This window comes from uncultured Microbacterium sp., assembly GCF_947488465.1.
Lineage (GTDB): Bacteria > Actinomycetota > Actinomycetes > Actinomycetales > Microbacteriaceae > Microbacterium.
In genome coordinates, this window is sequence record NZ_CANKZA010000006.1 from 142,385 (window position 1) to 161,527 (window position 19,143).

General features: G+C 67.4%; 22 protein-coding genes and 2 pseudogenes. 12 read left to right on the plus strand and 12 right to left on the minus strand.

Annotation, left to right across the window (positions count from 1 at the left end):
• Positions 1-119: 119 nt before the first annotated feature.
• The 3 genes and pseudogenes from Q0653_RS13230 to Q0653_RS13240 form a co-directional block, all read right to left on the minus strand.
• A complete protein-coding gene (locus tag Q0653_RS13230; protein WP_298945092.1) occupies positions 120-767 on the minus strand; it encodes an asparagine synthase in 648 nt (215 codons plus the stop codon).
• Between the two features lie 105 nt (positions 768-872).
• Positions 873-1,802 (minus strand): aldose 1-epimerase family protein, encoded by a 930-nt coding sequence (locus Q0653_RS13235; RefSeq protein ID WP_298945094.1) that lies wholly within the window; start codon positions 1,800-1,802, stop codon positions 873-875.
• Positions 1,803-1,807: 5 nt separating this feature from the next.
• Positions 1,808-2,515, minus strand: a pseudogene (locus tag Q0653_RS13240) (L-arabinose isomerase); the annotation flags it as partial.
• Here Q0653_RS13240 and Q0653_RS13245 point away from each other — a divergent pair.
• Positions 2,508-2,843: pseudogene (locus Q0653_RS13245) on the plus strand (NAD(P)-dependent oxidoreductase); the annotation flags it as partial. The pseudogenes Q0653_RS13240 and Q0653_RS13245 sit on opposite strands and share 8 nt — an antisense overlap.
• A gap of 93 nt (positions 2,844-2,936) precedes the next feature.
• Here the strand turns inward: Q0653_RS13245 and Q0653_RS13250 are convergent.
• From Q0653_RS13250 to Q0653_RS13260, 3 genes are all read right to left on the minus strand, one after another.
• On the minus strand, positions 2,937-3,554 hold the full coding sequence (locus Q0653_RS13250) for a hypothetical protein (protein WP_298945095.1): 618 nt from the start codon (positions 3,552-3,554) through the stop codon (positions 2,937-2,939).
• A gap of 355 nt (positions 3,555-3,909) precedes the next feature.
• The gene (locus Q0653_RS13255; RefSeq protein WP_298945097.1) at positions 3,910-4,743 is read right to left on the minus strand and encodes a sulfurtransferase; all 834 of its coding nucleotides are present in this window, start codon (positions 4,741-4,743) and stop codon (positions 3,910-3,912) included.
• A gap of 100 nt (positions 4,744-4,843) precedes the next feature.
• Positions 4,844-5,443, minus strand: a complete 600-nt coding sequence (locus Q0653_RS13260) for a PadR family transcriptional regulator (protein WP_298945099.1) — start codon at positions 5,441-5,443, stop codon at positions 4,844-4,846.
• Between the two features lie 139 nt (positions 5,444-5,582).
• Between Q0653_RS13260 and Q0653_RS13265 the strand changes: the two genes are divergently transcribed.
• Complete coding sequence (locus tag Q0653_RS13265) at positions 5,583-6,254, plus strand: GTP pyrophosphokinase family protein (protein WP_298945239.1); 672 nt, start codon at positions 5,583-5,585, stop codon at positions 6,252-6,254.
• A 1-nt stretch (position 6,255) separates the two neighbouring features.
• Here Q0653_RS13265 and Q0653_RS13270 read toward each other — a convergent pair whose 3' ends face one another.
• Positions 6,256-7,230: a Gfo/Idh/MocA family oxidoreductase gene (locus Q0653_RS13270; RefSeq protein WP_298945101.1), complete on the minus strand. Its 975-nt coding sequence runs from the start codon at positions 7,228-7,230 to the stop codon at positions 6,256-6,258.
• A 91-nt stretch (positions 7,231-7,321) separates the two neighbouring features.
• Between Q0653_RS13270 and Q0653_RS13275 the strand changes: the two genes are divergently transcribed.
• From Q0653_RS13275 to Q0653_RS13285, 3 genes are all read left to right on the plus strand, one after another.
• On the plus strand, positions 7,322-7,843 hold the full coding sequence (locus tag Q0653_RS13275; protein ID WP_298945103.1) for a DUF4395 domain-containing protein: 522 nt from the start codon (positions 7,322-7,324) through the stop codon (positions 7,841-7,843).
• A gap of 76 nt (positions 7,844-7,919) precedes the next feature.
• Positions 7,920-8,486 carry a flavin reductase family protein gene (locus Q0653_RS13280; protein WP_298945105.1) on the plus strand — a complete coding sequence of 189 codons (567 nt, stop codon included), beginning with the start codon at positions 7,920-7,922 and terminating at the stop codon, positions 8,484-8,486.
• Positions 8,487-8,510: 24 nt separating this feature from the next.
• A complete protein-coding gene (locus Q0653_RS13285; RefSeq protein WP_298945106.1) occupies positions 8,511-8,867 on the plus strand; it encodes a hypothetical protein in 357 nt (118 codons plus the stop codon).
• Between the two features lie 7 nt (positions 8,868-8,874).
• Here the strand turns inward: Q0653_RS13285 and Q0653_RS13290 are convergent, their stop codons facing one another.
• The 3 genes from Q0653_RS13290 to Q0653_RS13300 form a co-directional block, all read right to left on the minus strand.
• Positions 8,875-9,186, minus strand: coding sequence for a hypothetical protein (locus Q0653_RS13290; protein ID WP_298945108.1), 312 nt, complete (start codon positions 9,184-9,186; stop codon positions 8,875-8,877).
• Positions 9,187-9,268: 82 nt separating this feature from the next.
• Positions 9,269-9,595, minus strand: coding sequence for an ATP-dependent DNA ligase (locus tag Q0653_RS13295; RefSeq protein ID WP_298742155.1), 327 nt, complete (start codon positions 9,593-9,595; stop codon positions 9,269-9,271).
• A 4-nt stretch (positions 9,596-9,599) separates the two neighbouring features.
• Positions 9,600-9,875, minus strand: coding sequence for a hypothetical protein (locus Q0653_RS13300; RefSeq protein ID WP_298742154.1), 276 nt, complete (start codon positions 9,873-9,875; stop codon positions 9,600-9,602).
• 183 nt (positions 9,876-10,058) lie between these two features.
• Between Q0653_RS13300 and Q0653_RS13305 the strand changes: the two genes are divergently transcribed.
• The gene (locus Q0653_RS13305) at positions 10,059-10,214 is read left to right on the plus strand and encodes a hypothetical protein (protein ID WP_298742153.1); all 156 of its coding nucleotides are present in this window, start codon (positions 10,059-10,061) and stop codon (positions 10,212-10,214) included.
• Between the two features lie 59 nt (positions 10,215-10,273).
• On the opposite strand, the gene Q0653_RS13310 is transcribed toward Q0653_RS13305, so the two are convergent.
• Entirely contained in the window at positions 10,274-11,353 is a 1,080-nt protein-coding gene (locus Q0653_RS13310; RefSeq protein ID WP_298945241.1) for an acyl-CoA desaturase, read from the minus strand.
• A gap of 180 nt (positions 11,354-11,533) precedes the next feature.
• Between Q0653_RS13310 and Q0653_RS13315 the strand changes: the two genes are divergently transcribed.
• Together Q0653_RS13315 and Q0653_RS13320 are read left to right on the plus strand one after the other, a co-directional pair.
• Positions 11,534-12,451: an ROK family protein gene (locus tag Q0653_RS13315; protein ID WP_298742151.1), complete on the plus strand. Its 918-nt coding sequence runs from the start codon at positions 11,534-11,536 to the stop codon at positions 12,449-12,451.
• A 338-nt stretch (positions 12,452-12,789) separates the two neighbouring features.
• Positions 12,790-13,989 (plus strand): IS110 family transposase, encoded by a 1,200-nt coding sequence (locus tag Q0653_RS13320; RefSeq protein WP_298945243.1) that lies wholly within the window; start codon positions 12,790-12,792, stop codon positions 13,987-13,989.
• Between the two features lie 391 nt (positions 13,990-14,380).
• Here the strand turns inward: Q0653_RS13320 and Q0653_RS13325 are convergent, their stop codons facing one another.
• Entirely contained in the window at positions 14,381-14,776 is a 396-nt protein-coding gene (locus Q0653_RS13325; protein WP_053546316.1) for a heavy metal-responsive transcriptional regulator, read from the minus strand.
• A 54-nt stretch (positions 14,777-14,830) separates the two neighbouring features.
• On the opposite strand from Q0653_RS13325, the gene Q0653_RS13330 reads away from it, so the two are divergent.
• The 4 genes from Q0653_RS13330 (at position 14,831) to Q0653_RS13345 (ending at position 19,143) form a co-directional block, all read left to right on the plus strand.
• Positions 14,831-15,145 (plus strand): hypothetical protein, encoded by a 315-nt coding sequence (locus Q0653_RS13330; protein ID WP_053546315.1) that lies wholly within the window; start codon positions 14,831-14,833, stop codon positions 15,143-15,145.
• A complete protein-coding gene (locus Q0653_RS13335; protein ID WP_298741132.1) occupies positions 15,142-16,494 on the plus strand; it encodes an NAD(P)/FAD-dependent oxidoreductase in 1,353 nt (450 codons plus the stop codon). Before Q0653_RS13330 ends, Q0653_RS13335 begins: the two co-directional genes overlap by 4 nt.
• 295 nt (positions 16,495-16,789) lie before the next feature.
• On the plus strand, positions 16,790-16,921 hold the full coding sequence (locus Q0653_RS13340) for a hypothetical protein (protein ID WP_298945112.1): 132 nt from the start codon (positions 16,790-16,792) through the stop codon (positions 16,919-16,921).
• Positions 16,922-17,007: 86 nt separating this feature from the next.
• Positions 17,008-19,143, plus strand: coding sequence for an alpha-galactosidase (locus Q0653_RS13345; protein ID WP_298945114.1), 2,136 nt, complete (start codon positions 17,008-17,010; stop codon positions 19,141-19,143).

A 19,143-nucleotide genomic window follows, 5' to 3' on the forward strand; every position in this document is an offset into this window, starting at 1 on the left:
TCGAAGGCCAGCGACCAGCTTACATGAGGCGTTGCATTCCTCCCAATCGAGGGCGCGGACAGGGTGATCTCGGTACACGACCGCTCCGCGACCGCACTCGATCAGCGGGGCCAGAGGAGCTACTCGAGTTCGTCCAAGCCGCGGGGGTCGGCAGTGCGACCGGCGACAGGGCCGGGTTCGATGCCCTCGGCACGGAGCTCCTGCTGTTTGACGACGCTCCGGCGGTGGGCGCGGAGCTTGGGCAGATCGACGAGTCGGAGTGCCTGCATCCGCGCCATCCGCATGCGGTCGTAGTCGGGATCGAGGTCCGGACGTGCGGCTTCGATCCGGAGGGCGCTGTCGATGTTCTTCGCGACCTCCGACCATGCTGCCTCGCGTGCGTCGGCGATGAGCTTGCGCAGTTCCGTCTCGTCGTCGGCGCGAGCACGCAACTCCGCGGCAACGTGCAGCGATTGCTTGCGGCGACGGCGAAGGTTGCGGACGTCGCGAGACCGGTAATCGTGCGTCCCGCCAGATTCGCTGTGGCGGCTCCGCGCAGCCTTGCGATCTGCCTCCGCACGGGCCGCATCGTCCTCTGCCTCAGTAGCGAGAGTCAACAGAGCCGCACGGGCATCAGGAACGAAGCGGTCAGGGTCGAAGTCTTCACCTTCGGCCAGGATGTGCACGAGGATGCTGTTCTTCAGGCTCAGCCGTGTTGCGGCCGAGGCGATGTACAGCCCCTCCGCGACGACATCGCGGGTTCGCACCCGCTTGCGCTTGTCGGCCACGTCATCCTCCGCTCTCGATCCTAGGCAACGAGGGCGGGCGGAATCGACGGCGAAGGCCTGAACAATTCAGGCGAGCAAGCGATCTGAAGGGAGGGCTGCGCCGAGTCAGAGCGCGGCGATCCGCCAGGATGCCATGGACTTCGCGCCCGGAGCAAGCACCTGAAGCCCGGTGTCGTAGGGATAGTTGTCATCGTTGAAGGCGTCGGGAGCGCACGTCATCGGCTCGACCGCGAGGCCCGTGCGGTGCACGGGGTTCGCGGATCCACCCGGCTGATCACAGGTGTACACCTGCACCCAGGAGCACGCGGCATCCCATGTCATTTCGACGCCTGTGCCCGTCGGATCGGTGACACGTGCGACGGCAGAACCGATCCCGGTGAACGCATGGTCGACCGCGGCGTCGCCGATCACGCGAGGACTGCGCCAGTCGAACCGCGCGGAGCCGGCGACGTCGACGAGTGCGACCGGCTGGAGTGTGTCGGGGGTCACTTCCAGGACCTGGGCGGCGTCGAGCGCGAACGTCCAGGTGTCGAGCGCCGAGGGTCCGGCGACGAGGTACGGATGCGGCCCCGTCCCGAACGGCGCAGACTCCCCCGATTCGTTCGTAGCGACGACCGTCTGGGTGAGACCATCCGCGCCCAGCGCGAACGTCGTCTCGACGCGGACCCGCCACGGGTATCCGGCCTGGGGGACGACGGTCGCCACGAGGGTGACGCTGTCATCACTCTCCGCGACAACAGCGAAATCCAGCCACGACGCGAGACCATGGAGCGCGTTCGGCCGGCCCGCGTCGGCGATCGGGAGGACGTACGTGTCGCCCGCGAAATCGTAGGTGCCCGCGGCGACCCGGTTCGGCCACGGTGCGAGGGTCGCCCCGCGGAAGCTCGGACGTACCTCATCGGCAGCGAAGGACAAGATGAGCTCTCGACCCGCGTGAGTCAGTCGACGCAGAGACGCGCCGATGCTGGCGATCGTCGCCTCGTACTCCCCCGACCGGAGGGTGTGTTGCGTACCGGAAAGGGGGATGGAGGTCATGAGCGTCAAAGTCCCTGCGCGAGTCGGTAGTAGGCCTGGTTCCAGCGGATCTCCCGCTGGAAATCCTGGACCGTCGTCGTCTCGTCGATGACGAGTAGCTCGGTCGCGGCGATCTCCGCGAAGTCGCGGAACACCTCGATGCCGACGGCGGTCGTCATCACCGTATGGTGTGCAGCGCCCGCCGTCAGCCAGCACGCCGCGCTCGTCGCGAAATCGGGTGCCGGCTTCCAGATCGCGCGTCCCACCGGGAGTTGTGGCAAATCGGGCGCGTCGACGTTCTCGACGACGTTCGCGACCAGCCGGAAGCGATCGCGCAGGTCGCTCATCGCCACGACGAGGGCCGGTCCGGGATCGGCCGTGAAGACGAGCCGCACGGGGTCGTCCTTGCCGCCGATACCGAGGGGGTGCACCTCGAGCCGGGCCTTCGTGGAGCTCAAAGTCGGCGCGACTTCGAGCATGTGCGCGCCGAGGATCTTCTCATCCCCCTCGACCAGGTCGTAGGTGTAGTCCTCCATGAGGCTCGCGCCGCCCGGGAGGCCCGCGCCCATGACGTTCGCGACACGCACGAGGGTCGCCGTCTTCCAGTCCCCCTCGGCGCCGAAGCCATAGCCGTCGGCCATGAGGCGCTGGACGGCGAGACCCGGAAGCTGTGTCAGCTCGCCGAGATCTTCGAACGACGTCGTGAACGCGCCGAATCCACCCGCTTCGAACGTCATGGTGCCCGCCGACTACGCCGACTTCCCCTCCTACGACGCGGATGCCGGCGAGCGCGCGTGGAACCTGTGGTCGTACATCGATGCGCGCGACGGCGCCCATGCGATCGAGCGCGCGCTCGACGTGGCCCCACCCGGGTTCGACACGTTCTTGATCGCGTCGCCCGACACCGTCATGTCGCGGCCCAACGCAGAGCTCGTCGCCGAGGTGTTCCCGGATGTGGAGGTCCGCGGCAAGCTGGGCGTGAACGACTCGTTGTTCTCGACCGCCAAGGCCCGGCGTCTGCTCGGCTACGACCCGCAACACTCCTGGCGCGAAGCGCGCTGACACGCGACAGCGGCGCCGGGGATCTCTCCCCGACGCCGCCGCCGTCATCGCTTCGTGGCGACCTGGGTCAGGTACCCAGGTACGTCCGCCGGATCAGTCGCCGAGGATGCCGTCGACCAGGTCGTCGACGTCCCCACCGATGTCACCGACGAGGCCATCGACCTCGGCGCCGATGTCACTGGTCACGTCACCCACGGAACCCGTGACATCGCTGGTGATGTCGCCGACCTCGGCACCCACGTCACCGACGCTGTTGCCGTTTCCGACACCGCCGAGGTCCGCAGAGTTGCCGTTGCCGACCTCGTTGCCCGAGGCGACGTCATTGCCGGAGCCGACCGGAGCGTCCACGCTCACGTCGTTGCCGGAGCCGATGGGGGCGCTCACATCGTTGCCCGAGCCGATGGCGCTTTCGTTGCCCGAGAGAATCGGGCCGCCTGCCACGTCGCTCACGTTCGCGACGTCACTGACCAGCGGGCCCTGGATGAGGCTCACACCGTTGCCGTCGAGCGACAGCGTCTCGCTGGCGATGTCGTCGAACCAGGCGCTGATGTCACCGGTCATGGTGTCGGTCTGCGAGGACGACTGCGTGGTCGAGTTCTCGATGTCCTGGGTTTCGGCCGCATTCGCGGGCAGCGCGAAGCCGATAGCGAGAGCGGCGGCGCCGAGTCCCGCGGACGTGTACAGGGTCGCGCGCTTCAGGTTTGTACGCATGGTTCATTCCTTCCGTCAGGTGCGGTCTGTGCCGCACGTGGGGTCATCCGGAATGACCTCCCGATCGGATGGGTCGTGTCGGGCTCATGCCCCCGACAGTGGCGTAGACGGATGCCGGAGATCCTCACCACGACGCCGATCGCGGAGAAGCCTGGCGGCCAGCTGAGAGCCCGGCATCCATCCGGCTCGGCGTGCGCAGGCTGCGCTCCGGGGGCAGTATGTGCCGCATCCCACGACGGAAGCGGCCACACCTGCCCCACGAAGGCACCAGCCCCTCGCACCGCGCACACTCAAGGGGCAGTACGTGCCGCATCACGCGGCGGAAGCGGCCACACCTGCCCCACGAACCCTGACGTCAGGGCTGCGCGCCGGTCGCCACGGGGCGATCGGGGTGGTTCGACCATTGGCTCCACGAGCCCGGGTACAGCGCGGCGTCGTACCCGGCGACCATGAGCGCCAGCACCTGCTGCGCGGCGCTCACGCCCGATCCGCAATACACGCCGACGGGCGCATCGACGGGGCCGAACTCGGCGAACCGTGCGCGGAGGTCGGCCGATGAACGCATCCGCCCCCGCTCGTCCAGGTTCTCGCTCGTCGGTGCGCTCAGCGCGCCCGGAATGTGCCCGGCGCGCGGGTCGATCGGCTCGGTCTCGCCGCGATAGCGCTCTCCGGCGCGCGCGTCGAGCAGAACACCGTCCTGCGCGAGCGCGGCGGCCTCGTCGATCGTGAGCTGCGGCAACTGGCCCGGTCGCAAGGTGACCGATCCCGGCGCCGGCGTGACCTCGCCGGTCTCGAGCGGCAGGTCTTCGTCACGCCAGGCCTGAAGCCCTCCGTCGAGCACGCGGGCATCCACGCCGGCGTCGCGCAGCATCCACCATGCGCGTGCCGCACCGTATCCTTGCCAGTCGTCGTAGACGACCACGATGTCGCCGTCATCGACCCCCCAGCGACGGACGGATGCTTGGAACTCCGACGCGTCGGGCAACGGATGGCGGCCGTCCGTCGGGTCGCCGTGCGCCGCCAGGTCTTCATCGAGCCGCACGAAGACAGCGCCCGGCACGTGCCCTTCGAGGTAGGCGGGGTGACCGTCCGGACCGCCGAGGCGCCAGCGGACGTCGAGAACGCGCACACGGCCGCGCCGTTGCAGGTCGATCAGTTCGTGCGGGGTCGTCAGGTACACGGCGGTCATGGGTCGAGGTTACGCGCCGCTCACGTGATGGCCGTGCGCCGCGTGAGGTCGGGCCGAGGCCCCTCGCCCGCGGTCACGCCGATGAGTTGCAGGACGGTGCTCATGCGTCGGCCTCGACCTTGGCGGGGCGTCCGCGCTTGGGCTTTTCGGTCGACAGCTCGAGCGTCATCGCGTGCTGCGGATGCTGGGCGAGGCGTTGCTCGGTGTGGTCGAGCCAGCGGATCTCGGCTTCCGCCGTGAAGATCATCGAGTCGACGACGAGCGACCACGCGAGTTCTTCGGGGCCGTCCGGGTCGCTTCCGGCGTACTTGGCGCGGGTGAGTTCCTGGAGTTGGCGCAGCGAGGCCGCACGCTGGGTCTGGATGACGTCGCCGACGTCGACGCCCGGCAACGTCGCGGCGACGGCGAGCTTGATCGCCAGCTCGTCGCGCGTGCCGCAGGAGCGCTCGACCGGTGACGCGAGCCAGGCGCGCACCTCGGCCGATCCGGCATCCGTGATCTGCCAATACACGTGCCCCTGATCGTCGGTCTCGCCCTTCTCGACGAGGCCGTCGCGCTCGAGCCGGTCGAGCGTGTTGTAGATCTGACCGACATTGAGCGGCCAGGTCGATCCGGTACGCCGATCGAACTCTGCGCGCAGCTGATAGCCGTAGCAGGGCCCCTGATCGAGGATCGCCAGCAGGCTTTGTCGTACCGACATGTGCTTCTCCGCTCGTGCATACTGAGTATGTGATTTCCCAGTATATGCATACCCGGCATCCATTCTGCACTCACAGCCCACAACTATGCGCGATCGATAGCGTCGAGACATGGCCGTCACCCCGCAGCCCCTGTCCGTCATGACCGACGACGGGATCGCGACGTTCTCCCCCGAGCAGCTGCGAGCGCTCCGCGATGAGTTCCAGCGTTTCTTGCTCGAGTATCAGTTCGGCCTGCGCGAGGTCGAGACGAAGCTCGGGATTCTGCGCGACGAGTTCCAGCTCACGCACGATTACAACCCGATCGAGCACATCTCGGCGCGGGTCAAGACCGCCGACAGCCTGATCGACAAAGTGGGCCGCAAAGGCATCGACCCGACGTTCGAGTCGATTCGCGCGCACATCACCGACGTCGCGGGTGTCCGCGTCACGACCAGCTTCGCGAAGGATGCCTACCGCCTGTTCGACCTGCTCACGCAGCAGGACGACATCCGCGTGCGCGAAGTGAAGGACTACATCGCGACGCCGAAGGCCAACGGGTACAAGAGCCTGCACGCGATCATCGAGGTGCCGGTGTTCTTGTCGACGGGGCGCGTGGACGTCGCGGTCGAGGTGCAGTTCCGCACGATCGCAATGGATTTCTGGGCCAGCCTCGAGCACAAGATCTACTACAAGTACGACCGGGCGGTGCCGGGTGAACTGCTCGCAGAGTTGAAGGATGCCGCCGACTCGGCCGCGCTGCTCGACGCCCGCATGGAGCGGCTGCACCTCCAGGTACACGGGCCGCGGTCCGGCCCGATCCGCGCGGTGTGACCTACAGCGCGGCGCGCCAGGCGGCGAGCAGGCGCGCGGTCGCGAGCGTCTCGTCCCAGGGCATCTCGGGCGCCTGGGTGCGACCCTCGCGCAGCGCGAGGATCGTGGCGTCCGCTTCCGCCGCCATCGGACTCACGGTGTCCGTGCGGATCTCCTCCACGGTCCCATCGCTGAGGCGCAGCGTGGCGGCGTCGGTGCTCTCCACCCGACTCCCCCACACGTTCGCGATCTCGATCTCACCCGCTGTTCCGCGGATGACGGCGCGTCGCGAGAGGGACTCCGTGATCGCTGTGGCGACCCGCGCGGTGAGAGCGCCGAACTCGATCGTGGCCTCAGCTCGCTCGTCGACCTCGCCCACCACACCAGACGCGTCGACGATGCGCGGGTCACTCAGCTGGTCGGTCCAGGCGGCGACGCCGACGGCGAGGGAGACGGGGTAGCAGCCGGCGTCCAGAATCGCACCACCGGCGGTGGCCGGATCGAACAGGCGCCCGCTTCGGTCACCGGCGTCGAAGCCAATGGATGCCTCGATCGCTGTCACCTCGCCGAGCACTCCGTTCTCGATCAGCCGTCGCAGCCGGTCGGGGAACGGCCCGAAGCGATACTTGAAGGCCTCGACCAGGGGAAGCCGCACCGCCTCCGCATGAGCGAGAAGCGCCTCGGTCTCCTCGACGGTCACGCCGAGCGGCTTCTCGCACAGCACCGCCTTGCCGGCATCCAGCGCCGCGTGCGCGAGCTCCGCATGCGAGGTGTGCACAGTTCCGATGTACACGGCATCCACGTCGTCGCGCGCGAGGATCTCGTCGTAGGTGCCCCACGCCGGCGCGCCATGCGCGTCGGCGAAAGCCCGCGCGCGGTCGGCGTCGCGCGCGGCCACCGCGTGCAAGACACCGTGCGAGGCCGCCGGAAGGGCGTGGACAAAGTCTGTTGTGATGGCACCGGCACCGAGAACGGCCCAACGGGCGGGAGTGTTCATCCCCCCACGGTACGGCGCCGCACGCCCAGGATGCGTGTCGTCGTATGACGGCGGATGCTTTCAACGTCCGTGGAATCGCTAGCGTGGGCGCATGGCCACGACTCCCGACACCGGTGCGCGTCCGACGGCGATCGATCCACGCGGACCGCGCTTCGCCGCATCCATCACGGCGGTGCTCCTTTTGCTCGGCACCTTCCTCGCACTCGTCGGCTCCGCCACGCGCCCGGGCGCATCGTTCGCCGAACGCGTGGCCGACCCCGCGTTCTGGGTGCTCCTGGTCGTCGATCTGCTCTTCGTCTGGGGCTTCACCTCGCCGACAACATCTCCGTGGTCGGTGCTCTTTCGCACCCTCGTCCGGCCACGCCTGAAGCCCCCGGTCGATCTGGAAGATCCGCGCCCGCCGCGGTTCGCGCAGGTCGTCGGTTTCACGGTCGTGACGATCGGTCTGGTCCTGCACCTGATCGGCGTGCCGTGGGCCCTGCCGATCGCCGGCGCCGCCGCGTTCGTCGCGGCGTTCTTGAACGCCGCTTTCGCATTCTGCCTCGGCTGCCAGATGTATCTGGGGCTCGCCCGCCTCGGCGTCATCCGCCCGCAGGGCGGCCTGGCCGCCTGAAGCCCGGCCCGTCACACACCGTCACAAGAACGCCCCCGCTGGCCCTTGTGTCTCGCGGACGGCGTAGCGTCGAGGTATGACGTTCGATTCCGCACCGCAGAACACACCGCTGACCCAGGCGCCCGGCCACCAGTTCGCGTCGTCACTGTCGGCGGACGAGTTCAAGCTCCTGTTCCGCGGTCACCCGGGAGGGGTCGCGGTGATCACCGCCGACGCGGGCGATGGACCGGTCGCCCTGACGGCCACCTCGGTCGCGTCGGTGAGCGCCGAACCGCCGCTGCTGATCTTCTCGATTTCATCGCAGTCCTCGGCATCCGACGTGCTTCTGCGCGCCGAAACCCTGGTTGTGCACCTGCTCGACGCGCACGATCTCGAGGTCGCGCAGCTCGGCGCGACCAGCGGGATCGACCGATTTGCCGAAACCCACCGCTGGTCACGGCTCGTCACCGGTGAGCCCGTCTATCACGACGTGCGGGCCTGGGTGCGCTGCGCCGTCATCGGACGGATGGATGCCGGGGGATCCACCGTCATCGCCGCCCACGCTCTGCAGTCCGAACTCGGCCGCGATGTCGGCGAGGGCGACGCGTTGGTCTACCACAACCGCACGTGGCACCGCCTCGGCGACCACTCGCGCATCGACTGAGCACGTGGGGTTAGACTCCCCTCCGTGGGCACTCTCTACTACGGCGGATCGGCGACACCGATCCACATCGACGACCGGGCGTTGGCGCATCTGAAGGTCGTCCTCGCGACCAAACTTCGCCGCGGCGAGAGCTTCACCGTGTCGTGGCGGCATCTGGATGATGAGCCGCGCGGCCGCAGCAGCATCTGGCTACACCCGTCGATTCCGATCCGGTTCGTCTTCGACGACCCCGAGCCGACCGAGCTCAGCCGCGAATGGATCGAAGACCTCGCTCAGTCGGCGAACTCGTCCGGCGGAATCACGCTTGTCGCCGAGAACATCGAGCCCGCACCAGACTCCGAAGAGGATGCCGCACCCCAGACGGTCGACGTCGCCACCTGACCGGCGCTCACGCCGTCCGCTGCGGCGGGAAGTGCGGGATCGCGACCGGTCGCGTTCCCGGCGCCACTTCCTCCGAGAGATGGTCGCGTCCGGCGCGGAGGCACTCCTCGAGGCAGGTCAGGCGGGAGCGACGGTGGGTCCCGCTCATCCACACCACGTCGTAGTGCTCGTCGACGTGCTCGATGTAGGCGACGACGTGCGGAGCATCGCTGGGACTCCAGCGCGTATCGCAGAGGCGCCAAGAACGGTCATCGATAGGAATCAACTCCAGATCGTCGTCGATCTGGATGTCCCGATTCTCCGGAACGCTGGTCGTCATCGGCCCTCACCTCTGAGCCCATCCTTCGCGCCAGCGGGGCAGGGGTCGAGGGGATTGACAGAGTCCGGAGGTCGTGCAGACCTCAGCCGAGCATGACCTCGCCGGTGCCGGAGTCGGAAGGCTCGGGCACGACGTAAAGCCCGGAGCCGGAGTTCGCGGTCTGGCTGAGCGCTTCGAGCCACGCGCGGTTGAGCGTGGGCTGCCGGCTTCCGTGGAACTTGAAGACGAGCGACGCTTGCGGGTGCAACCAGACTGTCGTTCGCCCGTCGCCGAGACTGGCATCGTTGCGCCAACTGAAGAAGAACGGCTCCCCGCGGCGAAGCTTCTGCCCGATCACGACCTGCAGATGCGCGAGTACCCGATCGTCGAAATCGACCTTCGCATCGCCTTCATAGCTGAACCTGCCCACTCCCCTACCGTAATGCGTCCGCGCGGCGAGAGATCTCGTCACACGCGCGGTCCGCGCCATCCACGACCATCGGGAGGTCGATGAAGGCGTCGACGACGGCGAGCACGCCGCTCGCGCCGAGAAGAATCGCGCATTGACTCAAGCTGCCGTCGTACAGGGTCGGGAAGCGGACGATGTCGGTCTTGTCGTGCTCAAGAAGAACACGCGCGTAGTCGAGGACCGCATCCGCGACGTTGTCCGTGGTGAGAATCCGGTGCCCGTCGAACAGGATGTCTTTCACGATCTCGCCCTCAGTCTCGGTGTCGTATCTTCACTGGTGTTCAGTGAACCGAGGAACCGGGGAGACCGGCGAGGGCCTTGACAGTGTCGGGGCGATACAGATAGGCGCGACACTTTCTACTCACCGCAGGGCGCGTTGTCAACCCATCTGCCGCTTCGCGAGAACCGGGTAGATGATCGAGGTATGCCTCTTGCCATCATTCTTCTTGTCATCGCCATCGTTCTGATCCTGTTCGGAGTCTTCGTCGAAGCGGCGAAGTTCCTGCTGTGGATCGGACTCGTCGTCCTCGTCATCGCGATCATCGCGTGGCTGATGAAGGTCATCCGGCGCAACGCCTGATCTACAACGACAAAGGGGACGGCGTGCGCCGTCCCCTTTGTCGTTGTGTCCGTTGCGTGTCAGACGCGCCGGTACTCGCCGACCATCGGGCAGTCGAACGGGTCGCGTGCGGCCAGGCCCACGCGGTTGAGGTAGTCGATCACGATCGCGTACGAACGCCACAGGCTCGTCTCGGTGTACGGGATGCCGTTGGATTCGCAGGCATCCATGACGATCAGTCGCGCCTTCGACAAGTGCGGGCGTGCCATGCTCGGGAAGAGGTGGTGCTCGACCTGGTAGTTGAGACCCCCCATGAACCACGTGGCCCACCAGCCGCCACGGATGTTGCGGGAGGTGCGTACCTGCTTGCTGAAGAAGTCGAGCCGGGCGTGCTCGTCGATGATCGGCATGCCCTTGTGGTTGGGGGCGAATGAGGCCCCCATGTAGACGCCGAAGACGGCCATCTGCACGCCGATGAAGGCAAACGCCATACCGAGCGGGAGGAGCAGGAACACCGGCACCAAGACCAGCGCGAGGCGCGCGACGATGAGGGAAAGCTCGATCCACCGGCCCTTGACCTTCGGCTCGGTGACGAGGTATTTCAGGCCGAGGTAGTGCAGGTTGATGCCTTCGAGCGTCAAAAGCGGGAAGAACAACCAGCCCTGCTTGCGGGTGATCAGTCGCACGAAGCCCCGAGACTTCGCGGCGTCCTCCTCGAGGAACGAGACGGTGTCGACCTCGATGTCGGGGTCTTTGCCCACGCGGTTGGGATTGGCGTGGTGACGCGAGTGCTTGGCATCCCACCACGAGTAGCTCATACCGACGGCTGCGGCCGCGAGGATCTGGGCCAGACGGTCGTTGGCGGGGCCCGTCGACAGGATCTGCCGGTGCGCAGCCTCGTGCGTCAGGAAGGCCGCCTGCGTGAAGACGATGCCGAGCGCCGCGGCGATGAGGAGCTGGAACCAGCTGTCGCCGAGCAGGATGAAGCCCGCGACGCACGCGCCGAACGCGAGCGCGACACCCGAACCGACGAGGGCGTAGAAGCGGGGTGCGCGGCGGAGGAGACCGACCTCTTTGGCGACCTGTGAGACCTGCGTGTACACACGGGCGACCGGGGGGAAGGTCTCGGCCGTTGCGTAGGTCTGGCGAATGGGGCCCATGGCAGAGGTGGGCTGCGATGCGAGGACGGGTGCGGCCACGAGTGGCTCCAGTCGATCGGCGCGGATCCCCAAGGAGTTCCGTCAAGCGAAGCCACAGGCGGATACCGACAGCTGGGGCCGACACTACGCTGGGGCCCATGCCGTGAAAGGCATGGAACAGGGCTCTCAGGGAGGATTCACATGGCGCTCGCATTCGCTATCGATCTCGGCGGCACCAAGGTCGAGGCCGCCCTCATCGATGAGAGCGGTGCCATCGTTCGCGGGTCCCGCACGCGGTCTGCGACCGGTGCGGCCGCCGCGGCCGATCGGACCGTGCTGGAGCGGGCTCTGGCCGAGGTGATCACCCATTGCCGGTCGCTCCCCGAATGGAGCGCGGTGACCGCCGCGGGGATCGGCGCGGCGGGTCCGATCGATCTCACCGCCGGAACGATTTCTCCCATCAATCTCCCCGCCGCGCACGGCATGCCGATCGTCGAGCTCGTCGCACGGGAGAGCGGTCTCAACGACGTCACGCTGCGGCTCGACGGCACGTGCATCGCTCTCGCCGAGGCCTGGCTCGGTGCTGCGAGGGGCGTCGCCAACGCCCTCGTGTTCGTCGTCTCGACGGGTGTCGGCGGCGGAATCATCTCCGACGGTCGGCTTGTCGCCGGCTGCTCGGGCAACGCAGGGCACATCGGGCAGGTCGTCGTGACGGACATCGACGGGGATGCGGCGGCATCCACCGTGGAGCAGCTCGCCTCGGGCCCCCACATCGTGGCATGGGCACAACGGCACGGCTGGGCGGGGACGACCGGTGAAGAGCTCGCCGCCGCGTATCGAGACCGCGATGCGGTGGCAGTCTCCGCGGTCGCGCGGTCGGCCCACGCGATCGGTGTGGGGCTCGCGAACGCCGCGACGCTGCTCGATCTCGAGCTCGCGGTCGTCGGCGGCGGCTTCTCGTTCGTTGCGGACGATTTCACCGAGCAGATCGAGGCCGCCGTTCGCGTGTCGTCAGTGAACGCCTACGCCGCGCGCCTGCGGGTCGTGCGCGCCGGGCTCGGCGGCGATGCGCCGCTGATCGGCGCCGCCGCACTCGTCCACCGCCGCGACCTGCTGTAACGCCGCTTCGCTCCGTGCCCTTCACGCGCAGATGCTCGAGCGCTACCGTGGGAGGCTCCAGAGTAGAGGAGCCCGACCATGACGAATCTCCCCCTCGTTACCTTCTTCGTAGCCGCTTGGTGAGCATGCCGGGCGGTGGCAGCCTGCCGGGCTCGGCATGATTGGTCCCCCCTGTCGTACGCATGATCCGGGGGGTGTTGTCACCGAGCCTGGTTGGCGGTGGGTGATCGCTGATAGGGGCCAGGCCCGAGCACTCTCGAGGTCGTTCGTAACGTGGATGCCGAGACGCACCGTCGCAGCTGTCAACCCGAGCGAGCGGAGGAGCTGTGGTCACCCAGATCGAAAATTACGACCAGGTCGACGTGTTCGTCGGCCTCGACGTCGGCAAAGGCGAGCACCACGCGGTCGCTCTCGACCGGGCCGGCAAGAAGCTCTACGACCGGGCGCTCCCGAACGACGAGCGCAAGCTCCGCGCGGTGCTCATCGACCTTCAGAAGAACGGCGGTGTGCTGCTGATCGTGGATCAGCCGGCAACGATCGGCGCGCTGCCGGTAGCGGTCGCGCAAGCCGCAGGCGCGCTGGTCGGATATCTGCCGGGACTGGCGATGCGACGCATCGCAGACCTTCACCCAGGCGAAGCGAAGACCGACGCGAGGGACGCGGCGATCATCGCGGAGACCGCGCGGACGATGCCGCACACCCTGCGGTCGATCCAGGTCACCGACGAACAGGTCGCGGAACTCTCGATGCTCTGCGGATTCGACGACGACCTCGCCGCCCAGATCACCCAAGTCGGCAACCGCGTCCGCGGGCTGCTGACCCAGATCCACCCCGCGCTGGAACGCGCCATGGGGCCACGACTCGATCACCCCGCGATCCTCGACCTCCTGCAGCGATACCCCTCACCGGCCGCGATGCGCGCCGCCGGCGAGAAACGGATCGCTACGCGGATGCTGAAACTCGCACCCCGCAAAGGTCGCGACTGGGCGCTCGAGATCATCGCCGCGCTCGGCGAGCAGACGGTCGTGGTCACCGGCACGAACGCCGCTGCCCTGGTGCTCCCACGCCTCGCCGCGCAGCTGGCGAGCTTGCGGAAGCAGCGAGACGAGGTCGCGGCGGAGGTCGAGAAGATGGTCGATGCGCACCCTCTTCAGCCCGTCCTGACGAGCATGCCCGGAGTCGGCGTCAGGACAGCAGCCCGACTCCTCACCGAAGTCGCCGGCAAACACTTCCCGACCGCCGGGCACCTCGCCGCCTACGCCGGCCTCGCCCCCGTCACCCGACGATCCGGGTCCTCGATCCGCGGCGAGTACTCATCGCGCCGCGGGAACAAGATCCTGAAGAACGCGATGTTCCTCTCCGCATTCGCCGCGCTCCGCGACCCCGAATCCCGCGCCTACTACGACCGCAAGATCAGCCAGGGCAAACGCCACAACCAAGCGCTGCTCGCTCTCGCCCGCCGACGATCCGACGTCCTCTACGCGATGCTCCGGGACGGGAGCCTCTACCAGCCGTCTCCGACGAGACTGGTCGCCTGAGGCACAACAACTGCAGGCGGCCCGCTGGGCCCTGGCCTACAGTGAGATGCAACGGTTGTCACGACATCCGGCTTAGCGGTGGGCTACTTGTCCGCTCGCGGGACGGGATCGTGTCTAAGTCGGAGCGCGACGTATAGACCGCAGCGCCGACAGATGAAGGCCCCCGAGTCCCCCAGTGCGTGAAGTTTCGAACGCTGATAGCTTCGGCCGCAGCATGAGCACCCTAGTGCGACCGCTGCCTTCGGGTCGATATCGGAATCCTGCACAAGCCAGATGCTACCGGCGAGCATCCTTCGCGACCTGTATGGGCTGCTCGCTCCGGGAAGACGCCAGCTGAGGCGGCGCCAGGTCTATGGCCGCGACGCGGAGAGCGTCGCATGGGCGCAGGCAGCTACTGCGGGATCAGGTTGCAGACGCTGCCTGCGGAGCATTCCGCCGGGTCAAGCATCCGGCTTGCCGCAATCATGCCGACAAGTTCCGTTTCGAGTCGGGCAAGCTCTTCCTGTCGCGCACGGACCTCGGAGAGTTTCCCAGCCAGTAGGGCTTCCACATGTGAGCAGGGAGCTTGTCCGGCCTCACGCAGCTCGAGAACTCCTGCGATATCGGTCAGCTTGAGGCCAGCGGCCTGCGCGGCACGGATGAACCCGATTCGTGCCACCGTACGGTCTTCGTACGCCCGGTATCCGTTGCTCTCTCGGTGCGGGGTCGGCAGCAAGCCTTCGCGTTCGTAGAACCGGATGGTCTGTGTGCTGACGCCGGTCATTTCGGCGAGGTCTCCGATGCGCATGTCTCCATCACACCACTTGACCTTGCATCTGACTGCAACGTTTATGGTCGGTGCATGGAAATCACGGTGCAGTACTTCGACGGGTGTCCCAACTGGGAGACGGCCGCGGAACGCGTGGCGATGATCGCCGCGGAGCGTTCCGACCTCACGGTGAAACGGCAGCGCGTAGCCACGCAGGCGAACGCGGAAGCGCTGGACTTCCGTGGCTCCCCCACACTTCTCCTCGAGGGGGCTGCATTGTTTCCGGCACCAGATGCGCCGCCGGGCTTGTCCTGCCGGGTCTACCTCACCCCGAACGGTCTCGCCGGATCCCCGACACTGGAACAGTTGCGCGACGCGATCGCCCACGCGGAAGCAGCGGCGGTATGAGTGACACGTTCGACCTGGTCGTGATCGGCGCGGGAATGGCGGGAATCGCTGCGGCCAACAAGTGCGCCGCGCAGGGATGGCAGGTCGGGATCGTCGACGAACTCCCCTACGGCGGAACATGCGCGCTGCGCGGCTGCGATCCGAAAAAGATCCTGCGCCGCGGCGCGGAGGTCATCGACGCAGCTCAGCTGATGAACGGCACCGGTATCGACCAGAACGGGATGACTCTGGATTGGCCAGCGCTGATGGCGCGGAAACGCGGCTTCACGGATCATGTCCCGAAGCGGATGGAGAACGAACTCACCGGCAATGGCGTCACCACCTTCCACGGGCACGCCGAGTTCACCGGCACCAACGAGCTCACCATCGACGGCACCGCCCATCGATCGGACAGGTTCCTTATCGCCTCCGGTGCGACCCCGCGCACCCTGGACTTCCGCGGTGCCGGGAATCTCATCGACAGCACCGGGTTCCTCGATCTCGATCAGCTACCGCAGAAGATCGTGTTCATCGGCGGCGGCTTCATCTCGTTCGAATTCGCCCACATCGCCGCCCGTGCGGGCGCCGACTGCGTGATCATCGACCGAGGGTCACGCCCGCTGCGCCAGTTCGATCCCGACCTCGTCGAACTCCTCATCAGCCGAACCGAGCAGGCCGGCATCCGTGTCCTTCGCAACACGACCGTCACCGGAGTAGAAGCCACGCCGGCCGGCTACCGAGTCGACATTGACACCACCGGCAGCACGGGCAGCATCGACACCGGCCTCGTCGTCCACGGCGCAGGCAGGGTTCCCAACCTCGCCAGCCTTCATCTTGACGCCGCCGGCATCGCCAGCGGCGCCCGCGGTGTCGCGGTCGCCGCCCACCTGCAGAGCACCACCAACCCGGCCGTATACGCCGCCGGCGACGCCGCAGACACGCCTGGCCACCCTCTCACCCCCGTCGCCGTGTTCGAAGGCAAAGTAGCCGCATCCAACATGATCAAAGGCACCACGACCACGCCCGACTACACCGGAGTGCCCACCACTGTTTTCACCATCCCCGAATTGAACCGTGTCGGACTCCTCGAGCACGAAGCCGTCGGCAACGGGCACGACATTGCGGTGCACTTCACCGACACCAGCCACTGGTACTCCACCTACCGAGTCGCCGAAACCACCGCAGCCGCCAAGATCATCATCGACACGGCCTCCGACCAGATCCTCGGCGCACACCTCCTCGGCCCGGACTACTCCGAACTCATCAACACCTTCGGACTCGCCATCAAGCTCGGCCTCACCACCCGGCAACTCAAATCCGCCACCGCCACCTACCCCTCCCTCGGCTCCGACCTCGGATCGCTGCTCTAGAAACGCCGAGATACGCTGACGGGTCGCCGCGTCGCGACCGAGAAGCACCCGCCGGCAATCCGCTGGCGAGCGGGATCGGCTATCCCCAAACAGATCGTCAAAATCACGTGCGAACGCACGCGCACCTTCGTATAGGCGACTCGAACGGACAACTATCCGCGAAAGGGACAACTTCAAGAAGAACCTACACAGACCTCGGCGCGCTCCACTGCCCTGACTTCGACACAACCGCGGACACCCGCTGGGCTTCTACTTCGCTTGACTAACCACATAGGGGCACCCCCCGCATCTCTCCGTGCCGGACAGTGACATTCCCGAGGGGGAACCGGTCGTCGAGGTCGACGGCCACGAAGAGTTCGATCCGGACGCGAACGAAGACCTCATCGACAGCGCGGATGCCGATCGCCTCGCCTCGGAAGGTGAGTAGCGCGGGAGACGTCACACTCCGCCCTCGACCGGCAGACTAGTGAAGGCCACCATGGCCACGATCACATCTTCCTGCGAAAAGACGGCATGACTTCCACCGATTCCCCTCGCCTCATCCACCTCCGCCGCGGCGGAACGAGCTTGATCGCACGCCTCGACAGCAATGAGTTGCCCACCGTGCTGCACTGGGGGCCCGAGATCGACGGCGATGTTCTCGGCGATGTCCTCACCGCGCTGGCGGTGCCGGTTGGTGATTCGGTGGTCTACGCGCAACCGCTCGTGGGGCTCCTCCCGCTCCACACGCGCGGATGGCTGGGGCACCCTGGGATCCTCGGGAGTCGCGGTGGGCGTAGCTGGTCGTTCGCGCCCGCATCCGTCGCTCACACGATCGATGACGGCGAGGGCGCCGCGCACCTCGTCAGCGTCGCGACCGACCCGGCGAACGGTCTTGAGGTCATGACCGAGCTCGTGGTGGAACCGGCGGGCCTGGTCCGGGTGCGCGCCACGGTGACGAACCGCGGCGAGGACGGATACGAGGTGACCGCGCTCGAACCGGCTCTTCCTGTGCCGGCTCTCGCCGACGAACTCCTGGATATGACCGGCCGGCATGCGCACGAACGTGCGCCACAGCGGCATCCGTTCCGGCACGGTCGCTGGACCCGCGAAGCATGGGGCGGGCGCCCCGGGCATGACTCGGCCACCGTCCTGTGCGCGGGCGAGAGTGATTTCGGCTTCCGCCGTGGCACCGTGTGGGGCGTGCACCTGGCCTGGTCGGGCAACGGCGTCGTCTCGGCCGAACGCAGCAACACGGGGTGGCGACTGCTGAGCGGTGGCGAGAAGCTGTTGCCGGGCGAGATCGTGCTGGGCCGAGACGAGAGCTACTCCTCGCCGTGGGTGATGGGGTCATGGGGTGAGGGACTGGACGCGTTCGCCGGACGGTTCCATGAGTTCCTCCGCGCGCGTCCACAGCATCCGTCCACGGCGCGCCCGGTCATCCTCAACACGTGGGAGGCCGTCTATTTCGATCACGACCTGCCTCGCCTGCTCGACTTGGCGCAGCACGCTGCCGGTCTCGGCGTCGAGCGCTTCGTGCTTGACGACGGATGGTTCACCGGCCGCCGCGACGACACCGCCGGTCTCGGCGACTGGCAGGTCGACGGCGATGTCTGGCCGGACGGCCTCGGCCCTCTGGCCGACCGGGTGCACGAACTCGGCATGGAGTTCGGCCTGTGGTTCGAACCCGAGATGGTCAATCTCGACTCCGAGCTGGCGCGCCGGCATCCGGAATGGGTGTTCGGCACCGCGAACGGACCCGGCGTTCCGTCGCGACAGCAGCACGTGCTCGACCTCGGGCACCCCGAGGCATATGAGTATGTTCTCGAGAGCGTCTCGGCCCTCATCGAGGAGTACGGCATCGACTACCTCAAGTGGGATCACAACCGTCCGCTCGTCGACGCGGGGCACAGCCCGTCGTTCCGGCCCGGTGTGCACGATCAGACCCTCGCGACGTATCGGATGCTGGACACGCTCACGAGCAGGAACCCGGGCCTGGAGATCGAGTCGTGCTGCGGGGGCGGCGGCCGCATCGACCTCGGGATCATGGAGCACTGCGACCGCGTCTGGGTGTCGGACTGCATCGATGCGCACGAGCGGCAGCGTCTGCAGCGATGGACGTCGCTGATCCTCCCGCCGGAGCTCATGGGCACGCACGTCGGTGCCGATCATGACCACACGACCGGTCGCGCGCTCGATCTCGACTTCCGCGCCGCGACGGCGATCTGGGGCCACTTCGGGATCGAGTGGGACCTCGCCGTCGCGGCGCCCGATGACCTCGCCCATCTCGGCGAATGGATCGCGTTCCACAAGCGGATGCGTCCGCTTCTCCACGCGGGCACGGTCGTGCATGCCGACTCATCCAACCCGGCAGTCGAGCTCGAGGGCGTGATCGCGCGCGACGGGTCCGAGGCGCTGTACCGGTTGAGCGTCGTCGATCATTCGATCGAGGCGCCGCTCGGACGCATTCAGCTCCCGGGGCTCGATGGGGCGCGGCGCTATCGGGTCGAGATCGTCGATCTCGCCGCTGCCAGCATCCGCCCCGACGGGATGCCGGAGTGGGCCCGCACCGGCGTGACTCTGTCCGGTGAGGCGCTCACGCGTCTGGGACTTGCGACACCGATGATGAACGTCGACCGCTCGACGCTCATCCGGGCCGTGGGCATCTGA

Bases quoted from the DNA above. Each gene is read 5' to 3' on its own strand.
- Q0653_RS13235 (WP_298945094.1), bottom strand. From the start codon at position 1,802: ATGACCTCCATCCCCCTTTCCGGTACGCAACACACCCTCCGGTCGGGG.
- Q0653_RS13250 (WP_298945095.1), bottom strand. From the start codon at position 3,554: ATGCGTACAAACCTGAAGCGCGCGACCCTGTACACGTCCGCGGGACTC.
- Q0653_RS13255 (WP_298945097.1), bottom strand. From the start codon at position 4,743: ATGACCGCCGTGTACCTGACGACCCCGCACGAACTGATCGACCTGCAA.
- Q0653_RS13260 (WP_298945099.1), bottom strand. From the start codon at position 5,443: ATGTCGGTACGACAAAGCCTGCTGGCGATCCTCGATCAGGGGCCCTGC.
- Q0653_RS13265 (WP_298945239.1), top strand. From the start codon at position 5,583: ATGACCGACGACGGGATCGCGACGTTCTCCCCCGAGCAGCTGCGAGCG.
- Q0653_RS13270 (WP_298945101.1), bottom strand. From the start codon at position 7,230: ATGAACACTCCCGCCCGTTGGGCCGTTCTCGGTGCCGGTGCCATCACA.
- Q0653_RS13275 (WP_298945103.1), top strand. From the start codon at position 7,322: ATGGCCACGACTCCCGACACCGGTGCGCGTCCGACGGCGATCGATCCA.
- Q0653_RS13280 (WP_298945105.1), top strand. From the start codon at position 7,920: ATGACGTTCGATTCCGCACCGCAGAACACACCGCTGACCCAGGCGCCC.
- Q0653_RS13290 (WP_298945108.1), bottom strand. From the start codon at position 9,186: ATGACGACCAGCGTTCCGGAGAATCGGGACATCCAGATCGACGACGAT.
- Q0653_RS13305 (WP_298742153.1), top strand. From the start codon at position 10,059: ATGCCTCTTGCCATCATTCTTCTTGTCATCGCCATCGTTCTGATCCTG.
- Q0653_RS13310 (WP_298945241.1), bottom strand. From the start codon at position 11,353: ATGGGCCCCATTCGCCAGACCTACGCAACGGCCGAGACCTTCCCCCCG.
- Q0653_RS13315 (WP_298742151.1), top strand. From the start codon at position 11,534: ATGGCGCTCGCATTCGCTATCGATCTCGGCGGCACCAAGGTCGAGGCC.
- Q0653_RS13325 (WP_053546316.1), bottom strand. From the start codon at position 14,776: ATGCGCATCGGAGACCTCGCCGAAATGACCGGCGTCAGCACACAGACC.
- Q0653_RS13330 (WP_053546315.1), top strand. From the start codon at position 14,831: ATGGAAATCACGGTGCAGTACTTCGACGGGTGTCCCAACTGGGAGACG.
- Q0653_RS13335 (WP_298741132.1), top strand. From the start codon at position 15,142: ATGAGTGACACGTTCGACCTGGTCGTGATCGGCGCGGGAATGGCGGGA.
- Q0653_RS13345 (WP_298945114.1), top strand. From the start codon at position 17,008: ATGACTTCCACCGATTCCCCTCGCCTCATCCACCTCCGCCGCGGCGGA.